This is a genomic window from Streptomyces sp. NPDC002619 (assembly GCF_042889305.1).
Taxonomy (GTDB): Bacteria; Actinomycetota; Actinomycetes; order Streptomycetales; family Streptomycetaceae; genus Streptomyces.
The window spans coordinates 39,270-51,941 of record NZ_JBIAQV010000036.1; the positions used below are offsets into that span (position 1 = coordinate 39,270).

Annotated in this window: 18 protein-coding genes and 1 pseudogene; 15 read left to right on the forward strand and 4 right to left on the reverse strand. The window is 69.1% G+C overall.

Translation table 11 applies throughout. From position 1 onward, the window contains the following. The first annotated feature begins 18 nt into the window (after positions 1-18). The 5 genes from ACFYXB_RS35470 (at position 19) to ACFYXB_RS35490 (ending at position 2,715) form a co-directional block, all read left to right on the forward strand. On the forward strand, positions 19-756 hold the full coding sequence (locus ACFYXB_RS35470) for a DUF2993 domain-containing protein (RefSeq protein WP_389589157.1): 738 nt from the start codon (positions 19-21) through the stop codon (positions 754-756). A gap of 201 nt (positions 757-957) precedes the next feature. Then, a complete protein-coding gene (locus ACFYXB_RS35475; RefSeq protein ID WP_350310325.1) occupies positions 958-1,038 on the forward strand; it encodes a putative leader peptide in 81 nt (26 codons plus the stop codon). A 130-nt stretch (positions 1,039-1,168) separates the two neighbouring features. After that, a complete protein-coding gene (locus ACFYXB_RS35480; protein ID WP_351350358.1) occupies positions 1,169-2,014 on the forward strand; it encodes a sulfurtransferase in 846 nt (281 codons plus the stop codon). 40 nt (positions 2,015-2,054) lie between these two features. After that, positions 2,055-2,342: a DUF1416 domain-containing protein gene (locus ACFYXB_RS35485; protein WP_020940877.1), complete on the forward strand. Its 288-nt coding sequence runs from the start codon at positions 2,055-2,057 to the stop codon at positions 2,340-2,342. Positions 2,343-2,454: 112 nt separating this feature from the next. Beyond that, positions 2,455-2,715: a DUF3099 domain-containing protein gene (locus ACFYXB_RS35490; RefSeq protein ID WP_351350356.1), complete on the forward strand. Its 261-nt coding sequence runs from the start codon at positions 2,455-2,457 to the stop codon at positions 2,713-2,715. Positions 2,716-2,725: 10 nt separating this feature from the next. Here ACFYXB_RS35490 and ACFYXB_RS35495 read toward each other — a convergent pair whose 3' ends face one another. Genes ACFYXB_RS35495 through ACFYXB_RS35505 form a run of 3 tightly spaced genes read right to left on the reverse strand, consistent with a single transcriptional unit; the run spans position 2,726 to position 3,725 of the window. After that, the gene (locus ACFYXB_RS35495) at positions 2,726-3,088 is read right to left on the reverse strand and encodes a DsrE family protein (RefSeq protein WP_389589158.1); all 363 of its coding nucleotides are present in this window, start codon (positions 3,086-3,088) and stop codon (positions 2,726-2,728) included. Next, positions 3,070-3,330: a hypothetical protein gene (locus ACFYXB_RS35500; protein ID WP_389589159.1), complete on the reverse strand. Its 261-nt coding sequence runs from the start codon at positions 3,328-3,330 to the stop codon at positions 3,070-3,072. Before ACFYXB_RS35500 ends, ACFYXB_RS35495 begins: the two co-directional genes overlap by 19 nt. Then, positions 3,327-3,725 carry a hypothetical protein gene (locus ACFYXB_RS35505; protein WP_389589160.1) on the reverse strand — a complete coding sequence of 133 codons (399 nt, stop codon included), beginning with the start codon at positions 3,723-3,725 and terminating at the stop codon, positions 3,327-3,329. The genes ACFYXB_RS35500 and ACFYXB_RS35505 overlap by 4 nt, the downstream gene beginning before the upstream one ends. Before the next feature lie 175 nt (positions 3,726-3,900). On the opposite strand from ACFYXB_RS35505, the pseudogene ACFYXB_RS35510 reads away from it, so the two are divergent. From ACFYXB_RS35510 to ACFYXB_RS35545, 8 genes and pseudogenes are all read left to right on the forward strand, one after another. Further along, positions 3,901-4,742: pseudogene (locus ACFYXB_RS35510) on the forward strand (DUF5753 domain-containing protein). Then, entirely contained in the window at positions 4,724-4,915 is a 192-nt protein-coding gene (locus tag ACFYXB_RS35515) for a DUF397 domain-containing protein (RefSeq protein ID WP_389589161.1), read from the forward strand. Before ACFYXB_RS35510 ends, ACFYXB_RS35515 begins: the two are co-directional and overlap by 19 nt. Positions 4,916-5,039: 124 nt before the next feature. Then, positions 5,040-5,777 carry a hypothetical protein gene (locus tag ACFYXB_RS35520; RefSeq protein ID WP_389589162.1) on the forward strand — a complete coding sequence of 246 codons (738 nt, stop codon included), beginning with the start codon at positions 5,040-5,042 and terminating at the stop codon, positions 5,775-5,777. After that, positions 5,774-6,619, forward strand: coding sequence for a hypothetical protein (locus ACFYXB_RS35525; RefSeq protein WP_389589163.1), 846 nt, complete (start codon positions 5,774-5,776; stop codon positions 6,617-6,619). The genes ACFYXB_RS35520 and ACFYXB_RS35525 overlap by 4 nt, the downstream gene beginning before the upstream one ends. After that, positions 6,616-7,506, forward strand: a complete 891-nt coding sequence (locus ACFYXB_RS35530; RefSeq protein WP_389589164.1) for a hypothetical protein — start codon at positions 6,616-6,618, stop codon at positions 7,504-7,506. Before ACFYXB_RS35525 ends, ACFYXB_RS35530 begins: the two co-directional genes overlap by 4 nt. 219 nt (positions 7,507-7,725) lie before the next feature. Next, positions 7,726-8,301: an FABP family protein gene (locus ACFYXB_RS35535; RefSeq protein WP_351350338.1), complete on the forward strand. Its 576-nt coding sequence runs from the start codon at positions 7,726-7,728 to the stop codon at positions 8,299-8,301. Positions 8,302-8,332: 31 nt separating this feature from the next. Next, the gene (locus ACFYXB_RS35540) at positions 8,333-8,770 is read left to right on the forward strand and encodes a Fur family transcriptional regulator (protein ID WP_389589165.1); all 438 of its coding nucleotides are present in this window, start codon (positions 8,333-8,335) and stop codon (positions 8,768-8,770) included. A gap of 10 nt (positions 8,771-8,780) precedes the next feature. Then, a complete protein-coding gene (locus ACFYXB_RS35545; protein ID WP_351350334.1) occupies positions 8,781-9,746 on the forward strand; it encodes a folate-binding protein in 966 nt (321 codons plus the stop codon). 40 nt (positions 9,747-9,786) lie between these two features. Here the strand turns inward: ACFYXB_RS35545 and dtd are convergent, their stop codons facing one another. Then, complete coding sequence (gene dtd / locus ACFYXB_RS35550) at positions 9,787-10,212, reverse strand: D-aminoacyl-tRNA deacylase (RefSeq protein WP_389589166.1); 426 nt, start codon at positions 10,210-10,212, stop codon at positions 9,787-9,789. 179 nt (positions 10,213-10,391) lie between these two features. On the opposite strand from dtd, the gene ACFYXB_RS35555 reads away from it, so the two are divergent. Both ACFYXB_RS35555 and ACFYXB_RS35560 read left to right on the forward strand, forming a co-directional pair. Next, positions 10,392-11,075 carry an aerial mycelium formation protein gene (locus ACFYXB_RS35555; protein WP_389589167.1) on the forward strand — a complete coding sequence of 228 codons (684 nt, stop codon included), beginning with the start codon at positions 10,392-10,394 and terminating at the stop codon, positions 11,073-11,075. Positions 11,076-11,132: 57 nt separating this feature from the next. Continuing rightward, a complete protein-coding gene (locus ACFYXB_RS35560; protein ID WP_389589168.1) occupies positions 11,133-12,389 on the forward strand; it encodes a GNAT family N-acetyltransferase in 1,257 nt (418 codons plus the stop codon). The last annotated feature ends 283 nt before the right edge of the window (positions 12,390-12,672 follow it).

Consider the following 12,672-nt stretch of genomic DNA (forward strand, 5'->3'; position numbering starts at 1 on the left):
GAGGTGGGGGAACACCACATGCGCGCCCTGCGAATATTTCTGATCGTCGTCGTGATCCTGGGCGGCCTGTTCGTGCTCGTCGACCGTATCGCCGTGCACTTCGCGGAGGGGGAGGCGGCGGACAAGCTGCGCACGACCGAGAACCTGGCCGCCACCCCGGACGTGTCCATCAAGGGCTTCCCCTTCCTCACCCAGGTGGCCGGGGGCTCGCTGGACGACATCGAGGTCGGCATCAAGAACTACGAGGCGGCCACGGGCAACGGTGCCGAGAAGATCCGTATCGACGACCTGAAGGCCGACATGAAGGGCGTCGAGTTCACCGGCGACTACAGCTCCGCCACCGCGTCGACCGCCACCGGCACCGCGACCATCGCCTACGACGAACTGCTGAAGACCGCCAAGTCCGAGCCCGCCGAGGTCGCGCCCGGCGTCACGGCTCGTGTCGTCGGCATCTCCGACGGCGGCAACGGCAAGATCAAGGTCGCGGTCGAGGCGACGGTCCTCGGCGCCAAGCTGCCCGAGCCGGTCTACGTCCTGAGCACGGTGACCGTCGTGGACAACAAGGTCAAGGTGCACGCCGACAACCTGCCCAAGTTCGGCCGCGTCGAGATCGCCGAGAACCGCGTCCGCGAGATCACCGACTTCCAGCAGGCCGTCGACGAACTGCCCGGCGGGATCAAGCTGGACAAGGTGCAGGCGGCGAAGGACGGCGTCGACATCACGGTGAAGGGTTCGAACGTCAAGCTGGCCGGGTAGGACGAACCCCGTCACGAGACGGCGGACGTCCGACAGACGAGACAGCCATGTCCGTACCGCAGATGTGATGACCGAAACCTGCGCCCGGGAGCCGTGTGACGGCCGCCCGGGCGCTCATTTGTTCTCACATTGCGGACGATCGCATCTCAGGATGCGGCACGCCGGTGACACGCCCCACTGTCCGTCCCTAGGATCGAGGCCATGAAGCGACAGGCGGATCTCACGAAGCGGCGGGCAGTAGACCTGTGCCGCGTTGCCGCCATGCTCTGTCGCACCTTCTGAGCGGAAGCCCCACTCGGGCCTTCCGTATCCCAGCCGCCCTGCTCAGGGCATTCGTGCGCCGCCACCTGACGCAGGCGCGCACCCCTCGCACTCGCACGCCCCGCCGCAACTGCCCCGGAGGAGAAAGAGCATGAGCCGCAGCGACGTCCTCGTAGACGCCGACTGGGTCCAGGACCACCTGGACGACCCCAGCATCGCCATCGTCGAGGTGGACGAGGACACGTCCGCCTACGAGAAGAACCACATCAAGAACGCCATCCGTATCGACTGGACCAAGGACCTCCAGGACCCGGTCCGCCGCGACTTCATCGACCAGGAGGGCTTCGAGAAGCTCCTGTCGGCGAAGGGCATCGGCAACGACAGCCTGGTGATCCTGTACGGCGGCAACAACAACTGGTTCGCCTCGTACGCCTACTGGTACTTCAAGCTGTACGGCCACGACAACGTCAAGCTCCTCGACGGCGGCCGCAAGAAGTGGGAGCTGGACGCCCGCGAGCTGGTCGACGGCACGGAGGTCCCGGAGCGGGCCGCCACCGACTACAAGGCCAAGCCGCAGGACAAGACCATCCGCGCCTTCCGTGACGACGTCGTCACCGCGATCGGCTCGTACAACCTGGTCGACGTCCGTTCGCCCGACGAGTTCTCCGGCAAGCTGCTCGCCCCGGCGCACCTGCCGCAGGAGCAGTCGCAGCGTCCGGGCCACATCCCGACCGCGCGCAACATCCCCTGGTCGAAGAACGCCAACGACGACGGCACCTTCAAGTCGGACGACGAGCTCAAGGAGCTCTACGCCGAGGAGAACGTCGACCTGGCCAAGGACACCATCGCCTACTGCCGCATCGGCGAGCGCTCGGCCCTGACCTGGTTCGTCCTGCACGAGCTGCTGGGCGTGGAGAACGTCAAGAACTACGACGGCTCCTGGACCGAGTACGGCTCCCTCGTCGGCGTGCCGATCGAGCTCGGCGCCGCCAAGTAAGCACCCTCGACCGACCTTTCAAGACCTCTGGAGAAACAGCATGTGTGGAGCGAAGGCCGGCGGCCCGGACGCCTCGACGATCAAGCCCGGTGAGACCACGATCCAGGGCCAGGTGACCCGCGACGGCGAGCCGGTGACGGGCTACGTCCGTCTGCTCGACTCGACCGGCGAGTTCACCGCGGAGGTGCCGACCTCCGCCACCGGACAGTTCCGCTTCTACGCGGCCGAGGGCACCTGGACGCTCCGCGCCCTCGTCCCCGGCGCTACTGCCGACCGCACGGTCGTCGCCCAGCAGGGCGGCCTCGCGGAGGTCGCGATCGCGGTCTGAATCGCGGTCCGAGCGGCACCGTGACGGCCGGAGGGCCGCACCCCACGGTTGGACACCATGGGTGCGGCCCTCCGGCCTGTCCGGGTCTGCCGTCCGGACCTACTCTGGGGGTATGTACGCCCGGCGACGGCACGTCTATTTCGCCATGATGGGGATCTGTATCGGCCTCTTCGTCCTGGCTTGGGCGGTCGTGCGTATCTGGTCGGTCCCCGCGGCCGTGGGCATGTGCGTGGTGGCGATGCTCATCCCGCCGGTCGCCGCGATGATGGCCAACCGCCGGGGACCCGAGGACCGCTGGTGGGACGATCCCTCGGGCGACCCGCAGTCGGACGAGTGGTGGGACGAGCTGGACGGCAAGAAGCGCCCCCACTAGCGGCGGCCGGTCAGTAGACGAGCGCCTGCGTCTCGTCGCCGAGAGCCTCCTGTACGAAGACCTGCGCGCCCGCGATCCGTACGCCCTCGATGACGTCCTTCTCCGTGATGTCCCGCCGGGCCGCGCACTGCGTGCACAGGGTCACCTGTCCGCCCGCCAGGATCGCGTCCAGCAGATCCGGCAGCGGGGCCGCGTGCGGCAGCTCGAACTCTGCGGCCCGCCCCGGCAGCGCGAACCACGCGGACTCACCGGTCAGCCACAACGACACGTCGACGCCACTGGCCACGGCCACTGCCGCGACGGTGAACGCCTGTGAGCAGCGCTCGGGCGCATCGACCCCGGCCGTCACCTTGATCACGAGCTTCTTCGCCATAAGGGGAAGGTTAGTAGGCACGCCAGCAGGCAGGCGACGCTGATCGCGCCGAGCACGGCGTTCCAGACGGTGTCCGCCGTCACCTTGCGGCGGGGTGCAGGCACGGGCTCGGGCGTGGACGCGGGCCTGCTCGCCCGTAGCGCTTCCGGATCGAACGGCGGCAGTGCGTACCCCGGAAACCCCGTGTACCTCCACGGGTCGTCGTCGCAGGTGCAGCGGACCGTCTGCTTCGGGCCGGTCATGCGTGGTGCTCCCGCCGCTGGTGGTGGCGCAGCAGCACGTTCGCGTCGGCCTCCGCGCTGTGGTCGTACACCGCACGCGCCTCCTCGCGGCGGTCGGCGAGCCAGCCGCACGCGGCACAGCCGTCGACCGGCTGCGGTGGGCGGTCGAGCTCGGCGGGGTCGGTCAGGGCGGCGGCGGTCCGCGTCTGCGTGTGCGCCGCGCGCAGTCCCGCGCTCAGCCGCTCGTCCGGCGTCGCCCGCCGCAGCGACGCCGGGTCGGCCTCCCACTCCCGGCCGCCGCCGACGGGACGCAGCATCGCGTGCGTCCCGGTCAGGTCCTGGTACTCGCCGACCTTTTGGGCGGCCGGGTCGTAGACGAGTGTTCCGGGAGTGAGCGGTGTCGGCTCCGTCGTCATAGCGCTGTTCCCTTCCGTGAACGCCTGCGCGGTACGCGAGCGCGGAGTTACGCTGCGTGTTCAGGCGGTATGAGCATGACCGCTGAACAGGGCCGAAACGCCGTTGAGAGGCCGTACTTCATCGGCATGCGGCGTTACTTCCACACCTTCCACAGCCTTTCCGAGAGGAAGTGCAATGCCGCCGAGGCGAGTGATCACGGGACGCAGTCAGGAGCCGAGGAAGCGTTTTCAGGAGGAGTTACGGCTCCTGCGCGCTGAGCGGCGTCTCAGTCTGCGAGGGCTCGCGACGGCCGTGGGCTGGGACTGGTCCCAGTTCGGAAAGATGGAGAGCGGCCAGACCCTCGGCGGCCCGGAGGTCGTACAGGCGCTGGACACGTACTACGGGACACCGGGGTTGTTGCTGACCCTGTGGGAGCTGGCGCTCGGGGACGCCACGCAGTTCAAGGAGCAGTACCGGCGGTACATGGTGCTGGAGGCCGAGGCGGTGAGCCTGTGGCAGTACTCGGTGAGCACCGTGCCGGGTCTGCTTCAGACGGAGGAGTACGTGCGCGAAGCGCTCATGGCTGGCGGAAACAAGGACAAGACCCTGGAACAGCAAGTCGAGGCGCGTATCGGTCGGCGCCAGCTCCTGGAGGGGGAAGGCGCACCGCCGTTCCGCGCCATCCTCTCCGAGGCGGTGTTGCGCAACTCGCTGCCCTGCACAGGAGATTGGATTGAGCAGCTGGAGTTCCTGGTGGAGGCGGCGGAGCGTCCGAACATCGTGCTCCAGGTGCTGCCGTTCGGGCTGGGGCTGCACGGCCTCGTGAACACCGACACGATGTTCCTGCGGCTCCTGGACGGGCGTACGGTCGCGTATGGCGAGAACGACGTACGAGGCGAACTCATCGAGGAATACAGCAAGGTTGAGCGTCTGCAACGCGCCTATGATGCGGTACGCGACGCGGCGCTGTCCCCAACCGAGTCGCGCCAGCTGGTCCTGCGGATGTTGGAGGAATCCCGTGCGAGCCGTCGACCTGAACAAGGGAACGTGGCGTAAGAGCAGTTACAGCAACACGGACGGCGGCAACTGCGTCGAGGTCGCCCACAACCTCCCCGTCGTCCCCGTCCGGGACAGCAAGGACACCGCCCGCACCCCCCTCGTCTTCGCCGGGACGGCCTGGGCGGCGTTCGTCGGCTACATCAAGTCGTGACCGAACTCCCGTACAACCACGGGCGTTTCCCATGGGTCTGCTGTGAAGCGCGGATACGGAATCCGCGCTTCACGTTCTGTGGGGGGACGTCTTGGAAGTACCCGATACACCTGATGTACCCGATGTGAATGAAGAGCCGCCCGCGCCCCGCCCGTACCGACGCGGACGTACGGCCCTGCTGCTCGCCACCGCCGCCGTGCTCGGGCTGGTCGCCGGCACCTGCGTCGGCTACCTGGTCCAGGCCGACCGCGAGCCCACCGCGCTGCCCCCACTCTCGCAGCCTGTACTCCGGCAGGCCAAGGGTGAGGTCGAGCCGCTGTCCGCTGCGCAGGACCGCCGGGTCAAGATGAACGGTGACCTGCGCAAACTGCTGCTCACACGGCCCAAGGGCGCCCAGGCGGGTCCGCTCCCGGTGGCCGACGACGGCTGGATGGACCTCGCCGAGTACGCCGACCAGTACGAGCGGCCGGGCACCGCGTTCACCAACCTCGTGGGCGACGAGTTCCGGCGTGCGGCCGCAACGACATGGCGGGTGGGTGACGACTACGACGTCGAGATCTACCTCGTGCAGTTCCTTCAGGAGAGCAAGCCGGCGGCGTCCGAGTGGGCGGCGAACGGCGACTACTGGGCCGAGGACGAGGGCGACGTCCGGCGTTGGCCCCTCCCCGGCACCGGGGACGGGAACGGAACGGTGTTCGTACACGACCGGCCGGACCGGGAACCGGGTTACCTCCCGGTCTACACGGCGGAGGCCCACGCCTGGCGCGGTGACGTCTACATGGAGGTCTGGGTCTACGACTCCAAGCCGATCCCCAAGGCGAAGATCATGGACCTGGCCGAGCGGCAGATGGGGAAGCTGTGACCGAGACGCCTGAGACCCCTGGGGCCCCTGAAACCCCTGAAGCCCCCGAGACGGTGGCCCTGCCCGGGGCCGACGACGAGGCCGCTCGCGGCCTTCCGCGTGTCCGGGGGCGCCGTGTCGCGCTCGTCGCGGGAGCCCTGTTGCTGGCCGGCGTGTTCGTCGGCGGTGCCGGCTACACCGTCATGACCGTCCAGGACGCCGATCGCGCGCCCGGCAAGCCCACGTGGAAGTTCCCGACGGTGGCCGAGGACAAGGGCACCAAGAACCGGGGCGCCGCATCCGGACTGAGCGCGCTGCTCCTGCCCTTCGGCACCGACGACTACGAACGCGGGCCCGACCTCGGGAAGTTCGGCGCCGACGCCGAGCTCAGCGGGGCGCAGGCCACCGCCCTGAGCAAGGAGTCGGTCAAGGGGATGCCCGGTTCGACGCGCCGGGAACTGGAGAAGCTGATCGACAGGCAGCGCATCCAGGGCATCGCGATGCGGAGCTACGCGGTCGACCAGTCTCCGGACCACGTGCACGCGATCACGTTCGCGGTCACCTTGCAGAAGATGGAGAACCGTACGGCCGTACGTGACCTCGCGACGTCCTCCATCAAGTTCCTCGACTCCACGAAGGCCTTCCGCAAGGGCCCGAAGATCGAGGGGCACAAGGACGCGCGTTGCTACCTGACACCCAAGGGCGGCGACCAGAAGCTGGGGTACGCGTTCTGCACCGCCTATGTGGGTGACGTCCTGGTCAGGACCACCGCGGTCGGTCCCGGGCCGGTCGTCGGGAACGACATCGCGAAGTTCTACGCCGCTCAACTGGACCGCATCGACGACCCGGGACAGGCCGTATGACCGAGGAACGCCAGACACCGAACCCCACCGAGCCGGCGGACGCCACGGAGGTGACGGCCGCCGCCGAGCAGTCCTCCGGCCCGGCGGACGCGTCGGCCCCCGTCGTACTCCCCGTCTCACCCGTCCGGGACCGTCGTGTGCTTCGGGCCGTTCTTCGGTGGACCGCCGTCGCTGCCGTCTTCGCCGTGTGCGGAGCTGGTACGGCGTACGGGATCGTCCGGATGGACCGTACCGACGTGCCAGGACTCGCGACCGAGTCGGACGGGCGGTGGACGTACCCCGAGATCACCCGGCCGCCGCTGCCCCCGGGCAGCCTGGGGCCGCTCGACACCAAGAACTGGGCCGGCTCCCACTACGCGGACCTGCGCGCCCTGCTCCTGCCCGTGCCCACGGGGGCGACGCGGGACAAGGCGCTGCGCGGCACGGGCGGCTGGCTGGCCAAGCAGGACTTCCTCGACGTGTACGCGAAGAACGCGGACCGCGAGAAGATCGGCCAGCTGCTCACCGACTACGGACTCAGGCACATCGCCGCCCGTGGCTGGACCACCGCTGACGGCACCCGCACGGGCATCTACCTGCTGCAGTTCGACACCTCGGTAGTGGCCGAGGACGTCTACGGCGAGCTCACCCAGTACGACTCACCCGTGTACCCCGTGCGTGGCGCCGACGTGACGGAGTTCGACGACGGATACCCGTCCACCGCCGACGTGCACGGCATCGAGCGCTACGCGTACGCCGAGGTGAAGCCGTACGGCGCCGCGCAGGTCCGGCAGGCCTACCTGCGCGCCGCCGACACCCTTGCCGTGATCGTCCAGTCCCGCAAGGGCACCACCCCCGCCATCCCCTTCCAGCAGACCGTGACCCTGCAGAGCCAGCTGCTCGGCTGAGCACACGCAGGTGCACCTCGCCAGGAGGCCCGGGCTCCAGCCGCGTAAGCTGGGGCCCGGCTCTGTGTACGCCCACCCTCGCTCAAGGAGCACCCGTGGAGATCTTGTTCGACACCCTGCTGGTCCTGGTCTGCGTCGGCGTCCTCGCCTTCGCCGGACTGACCGTGAAGAAGCTGTACCAGGGCCAGCGCTGACCCCCGTCCAGGAATACTGTCACTCATGATCGAGATCCCGTCCGACCTCCACAAGGACCTGGTCCCCCTCGCCTTCCTGCTCGGCAACTGGGCCGGCGCCGGCGTGCACGACTTTCCCGGCTCCGAGAAGTGCAACTTCGGTCAGGAGGTCACCTTCACCCACGACGGGCGGGACTTCCTGGAGTACCACTCCCACACCTGGGTGCTGGACAACGACGGCAACAAGGTCCGCCCGCTGGAGTCCGAGTTCGGCTTCTGGCGCGTCGACGCCGACCGCAAGGTCGAGGTCACGATGACCCGCGACGACGGCGTCATCGAGATCTGGTACGGCGAGCTGGCCGACAAGAAGCCGCAGATCGACCTGGTCACCGACGCGGTGGCCCGCACGGCCGCCTCCAGCCCCTACAGCGGCGGCAAGCGCCTGTACGGTTACGTCAAGAGCGACCTCATGTGGGTCGGCGAGAAGCAGACCCCCGAGGTCGAGCTGCGCCCCTACATGTCCGCCCACCTGAAGAAGGTCGTCACCCCCGAGGACGTCGAACGCTGGGCCAAGGCCCTGCCCGACGACCTGCCGGACGACGGGATCGCGTTCTTCAAGTAGGCGTTCGGCGCGATGGTCCTAGACTTCCAGTGTGGTGAGCACCGACTGGAAGACTGATCTGCGGCAGCGCGGTTACCGGCTGACCCCGCAGCGGCAACTCGTGCTCGAAGCCGTGGACACTCTGGAGCACGCGACCCCCGACGACATCCTCTGCGAGGTCCGCAGGACGGCGTCGGGGGTCAACATTTCCACGGTCTACCGGACCCTGGAGCTCCTGGAGGAGCTGGGTCTGGTCAGCCACGCGCACCTCGGGCACGGCGCGCCGACGTACCACCTCGCCGACCGCCACCACCACATCCACCTCGTGTGCCGGGACTGCCAGAACGTCATCGAGGCGGACATCTCGGTGGCCGCCGAGTTCATCACCAAGCTGCGCGACACGTTCGGCTTCGAGACGGACATGAAGCACTTCGCGATCTTCGGCCGCTGTAAGGCCTGCTCCCTGAAGGCTTCAAGTACCGAGTCGTAGTCTTGTCGGTATGAAGAGCCCCCTGCTGTCCCTGCCCGGCGCAGTCCCCGCCGAGGGCGTGGACGAAGGCGTCGCCGCCCACTACGGCGACCTGTTCCGCGAGCAGCGCGCCCTCGCCGACGGCACCGGTTTCGTCGACCTCTCGCACCGCGGGGTCGTCACCGTGTCCGGCGAGGACCGGCTGAGCTGGCTGCACCTTCTCCTCACCCAGCACGTCAGCGACCTCCCCGTCGGCGAGGCCACCGAGGCGCTGATCCTGTCCGCGCACGGCCACATCGAGCACGCCCTGTATCTGGTCGACGACGGCGAGACGGTCTGGGCCCACGTCGAGCCCGGCACCCAGGACGCGCTGATCGCGTACCTGGAGTCGATGAAGTTCTTCTACAGGGTCGAGGTCGCCGATCGGACCGCCGACTTCGCGGTGGTGTACCTGCCGGCGGGTTCGATCGCGGAGGTCCCCGAGGGCGCCGTCGTACGCGAGACGCCGTACGGCCGTGACCTCTTCCTGCCCCGCGCGGACCTGGAGTCGTACGTCGAGAAGGCCGGCCCCCCGGCCGGGATCCTCGCCCACGAGGCACTGCGCGTCGAGCAGCACCGCCCCCGCCTCGGCTTCGAGACCGACCACCGTACGATCCCGCACGAGCTGGGCTGGATCGGCACCGCCGTCCATCTCCAGAAGGGCTGCTATCGCGGCCAGGAGACGGTCGCCCGCGTCCAGAACCTGGGCAAGCCCCCGCGCCGGCTGGTCTTCCTGCACCTCGACGGCAGCGAGGTTCATCTGCCCCCGCACGGCACCGAACTTTACGTCGCGGACGAGGGCCCCGACGGCCGCAAGATCGGTTTCATCACCACGTCGGTACGCCACCACGAGCTGGGCCCGATCGCCCTCGCCCTGGTCAAGCGGAACGTACCCGTGGACGCGCGACTGGTGGCCGACACGACGGCCGCCGCGCAGGAGACCGTCGTAGCGCCGTAAAGGTCTTACGCCGTAAAGGTCTTACAGGTTCTACAGGGTTCTACATCTCGATCAGCACGGTGAACGGGCCGTCGTTCGTCAGCGACACGTGCATCTGAGCGCCGAACCGGCCCGTCGCCACCGTCGCGCCCAGTGACCGCAGTCGGGCCACCACCTCGTCCACCAGCGGCTCTGCCACGTCGCCCGACGCGGCGGCGTTCCAGGTGGGCCTGCGGCCCTTGCGGGCGTCCCCGTACAGGGTGAACTGGCTGATGACGAGCAGCGGGGCGTCGATGTCGCTGCACGACTTTTCGTCGTGCAGCATGCGGATCGACCAGAGCTTGCGGGCGAGCTGGGCCGCCTTCTCCTTGGTGTCCTCGTGGGTCACTCCGACGAGGACGCACAGGCCCTCGCCCTCGATCGCGCCGACCGTCTCGCCGTCCACGACGACGCTCGCGCCGTCCACCCTCTGCACCACTGCACGCATGGGAACCATGATGCCGGGTGCGCCGTGTGGCGTCGTAGGCGGTTCGTACGAGGTCCGCAGGGGTCTATTTTTGATCCTTAAGCCCCCATCTGGGGCTGTTCGGGGGCACTCGGTCACATAGCGGCCAGTTGGGGTGGCACGATGCATCCGTACGCCGGTCGAGGGGACGGTAGAGGCACATGAGTACACCTGGTACCGGGCAGCCGCCCGGTGCGGTCGCGGCGGCCCTCCCGGGCGGCCCCGAGACGCACCGGCCGCCCGCGCAGCGCAGCGACAGTCCAGCCAATCCGCCTAATCCGCCTAATACGACCAATCCGCCCGGTCCGGCCCTGCCCGCAGACCCGGCCGAACCCGACCTGACCCTGCTGAGCCTGCCAGGCGTGCGCACCCTGCGCCGGGACGCCCAGCGCGACGAGGCGGACCTCAGCTATGTACGGCGGCTGTTGCAGGGGAGGATCGACATCCTGCGCGCGGAGCTTTCGCGGCGCGGGGCCGCGTCCGTGGTGACGCCCGACGCCCTTCTGGTGCTTCCCGAGGACGCCCCGGTCGTCGACCGGCTCCCGGAGATCCTCACGGACGCCCCGGCCCGCCACCGCTCCTCGGCCCGGCACGTCACCCTGGGCACCCCGCACAGCGAGGAGTACCGCCGCCTGGCCGCCGACATGCTCGCCGAGGTCGAGCTCTCCGACCTCCAGGCCCGCACGGACGCGGAGCTCAACACGGCGATGGGCCGGCTGGTCCGCTACGAGCAGCAGGTCTCGCGCCGCCGTCAGCAGCTCCAGCGCACGGCCGACGACTGCAGCGCCGAGATCGCCCGGCGCTACCGGGAGGGCGAGGCACAGGTGGACGACCTGTTGATGTGACGGGCGGGGGGCGAAAATCCGCGCGACACCGGCACGCCGCGTGCCTACCGTGACCCCATGAGCCGCCCCGCCGCAGACATCGACGTCCATGCCGTCACCGAGGACGAGTTCGCCGACTGGCTCCGTGCCGCGAAGACCGGTTTCCTGCGCGAGCCGGTCGTTTCGCCGGAGCAACTGGCGGTCCGCCGCGAGCAGTTCGTGTTCGGCCGCCACCTCGGAGCCTTCGACCGCGGCCGATGCGTCGCGACGTTCCGCTCCTTCCCGCAGGAGCTGACAGCGGTCGGCGGCGCGGCCGTCCCCGCCGACGGGATCTCCTCCGTCACCGTCAGCCCCACCCACCGCCGCCGCGGCCTCCTCACCCGCATGATGACCCAGGACCTCGCGGCGGCGAAGGAACGCGGCGACGTCGTGGCCACGCTCATCGCCGCCGAGTACCCGATCTACGGCCGCTACGGCTTCGGCCCCGCCACCTGGACGACCGAGTGGACCGTCGACGTGCCCCGCACCGGCCTCGATCCGCGCTGGTCGGGCCCGGAGGACGGCGGCCGCATCGACCTCGTGGACGGCGAGGAGGTGCGGGGGCTCGGCCCCGAGCTGCATGAGCGCGTCCGCCGCGCCCAGCCGGGTGCCGTCAGCCGGGACGAGCTGTGGTGGCGGACGAACACCGGCGCGGTGCGCTTCGAACCCAATTGGACCGAGCCCTACTATGCCGTGTACCGCTCGGCGTCCGGTGAGGTCGAGGGCCTGGTGTCGTACGAGTCCGACGACAACTGGCGGGACAAGCAACCGGACAACACGGCCGACGTCAACTGGCTGATCGCGTCGACGCCGGCGGCGGAGCGGGCGCTATGGCACTACCTGTGCTCGATCGACTGGATCACGAAGGTCAAGAGCGGCTGGCGTGGCCCCGACGACCTGCTCCCCTTCTTCCTCCCCGACCTCCGCGCGGCCCGCCTCACGGCCCAGTCGGACTGGCTGTGGGTGCGGATCCTGGACGTCGTACGGGCCCTGGAGGCGCGGACGTACGAGGGGACGGGCACCCTGGTGCTGGAGGTGGTGGACCGGCTCGGGCTGACCGGCGGCCGCTACCGGCTCGAGGCGTCGCCGCAGGGTGCGAGCTGCACGCAGGTCACCTCCGGGGATGCCGATCTCACCCTGGACGTGGCGGAGTTGGCGACGCTGTGGCTCGGTGACGAGTCGACGGCGCGGCTGGCGGCTCTGGGCCGGGTGCGGGAAGTACGAGAGGGCGCCGCCCGACTGGCCGACGCCCTGCTGCACACGTCCGGGCGACCGTGGTGCCCGGACATCTTCTGACCGCTCCTTCCTCCCGACCGACAGTGCTGACTCATCCGTAGCGAGCTATGAAGTTGTGACTGTGCGATGTCGATGTTGAGTTGTCGATGTGGAGTTGTGGCTGTGCCTGCGGGTGGCCGTTGAGCAGTCTTCGTCCCCCAGCGGCGGCGGTTCGACCGTGGTCGAGCCGGACCGACCGAGCTCCCGGCTCCCCTCCGGAAGGGAGCCCGGTCGGCCAACCACCCGGACGCTTAACCATGTTGCTCAAGTTGGCTACCAACTTCACATTACTTATGTCCGCTTG

Bases quoted from the DNA above. Each gene is read 5' to 3' on its own strand.
- ACFYXB_RS35470 (WP_389589157.1), top strand. From the start codon at position 19: ATGCGCGCCCTGCGAATATTTCTGATCGTCGTCGTGATCCTGGGCGGC.
- ACFYXB_RS35475 (WP_350310325.1), top strand. From the start codon at position 958: ATGAAGCGACAGGCGGATCTCACGAAGCGGCGGGCAGTAGACCTGTGC.
- ACFYXB_RS35480 (WP_351350358.1), top strand. From the start codon at position 1,169: ATGAGCCGCAGCGACGTCCTCGTAGACGCCGACTGGGTCCAGGACCAC.
- ACFYXB_RS35485 (WP_020940877.1), top strand. From the start codon at position 2,055: ATGTGTGGAGCGAAGGCCGGCGGCCCGGACGCCTCGACGATCAAGCCC.
- ACFYXB_RS35490 (WP_351350356.1), top strand. From the start codon at position 2,455: ATGTACGCCCGGCGACGGCACGTCTATTTCGCCATGATGGGGATCTGT.
- ACFYXB_RS35495 (WP_389589158.1), bottom strand. From the start codon at position 3,088: ATGGCGAAGAAGCTCGTGATCAAGGTGACGGCCGGGGTCGATGCGCCC.
- ACFYXB_RS35500 (WP_389589159.1), bottom strand. From the start codon at position 3,330: ATGACCGGCCCGAAGCAGACGGTCCGCTGCACCTGCGACGACGACCCG.
- ACFYXB_RS35505 (WP_389589160.1), bottom strand. From the start codon at position 3,725: ATGACGACGGAGCCGACACCGCTCACTCCCGGAACACTCGTCTACGAC.
- ACFYXB_RS35530 (WP_389589164.1), top strand. From the start codon at position 6,616: ATGACCGAGGAACGCCAGACACCGAACCCCACCGAGCCGGCGGACGCC.
- ACFYXB_RS35535 (WP_351350338.1), top strand. From the start codon at position 7,726: ATGATCGAGATCCCGTCCGACCTCCACAAGGACCTGGTCCCCCTCGCC.
- ACFYXB_RS35545 (WP_351350334.1), top strand. From the start codon at position 8,781: ATGAAGAGCCCCCTGCTGTCCCTGCCCGGCGCAGTCCCCGCCGAGGGC.
- dtd (WP_389589166.1), bottom strand. From the start codon at position 10,212: ATGCGTGCAGTGGTGCAGAGGGTGGACGGCGCGAGCGTCGTCGTGGAC.
- ACFYXB_RS35555 (WP_389589167.1), top strand. From the start codon at position 10,392: ATGAGTACACCTGGTACCGGGCAGCCGCCCGGTGCGGTCGCGGCGGCC.
- ACFYXB_RS35560 (WP_389589168.1), top strand. From the start codon at position 11,133: ATGAGCCGCCCCGCCGCAGACATCGACGTCCATGCCGTCACCGAGGAC.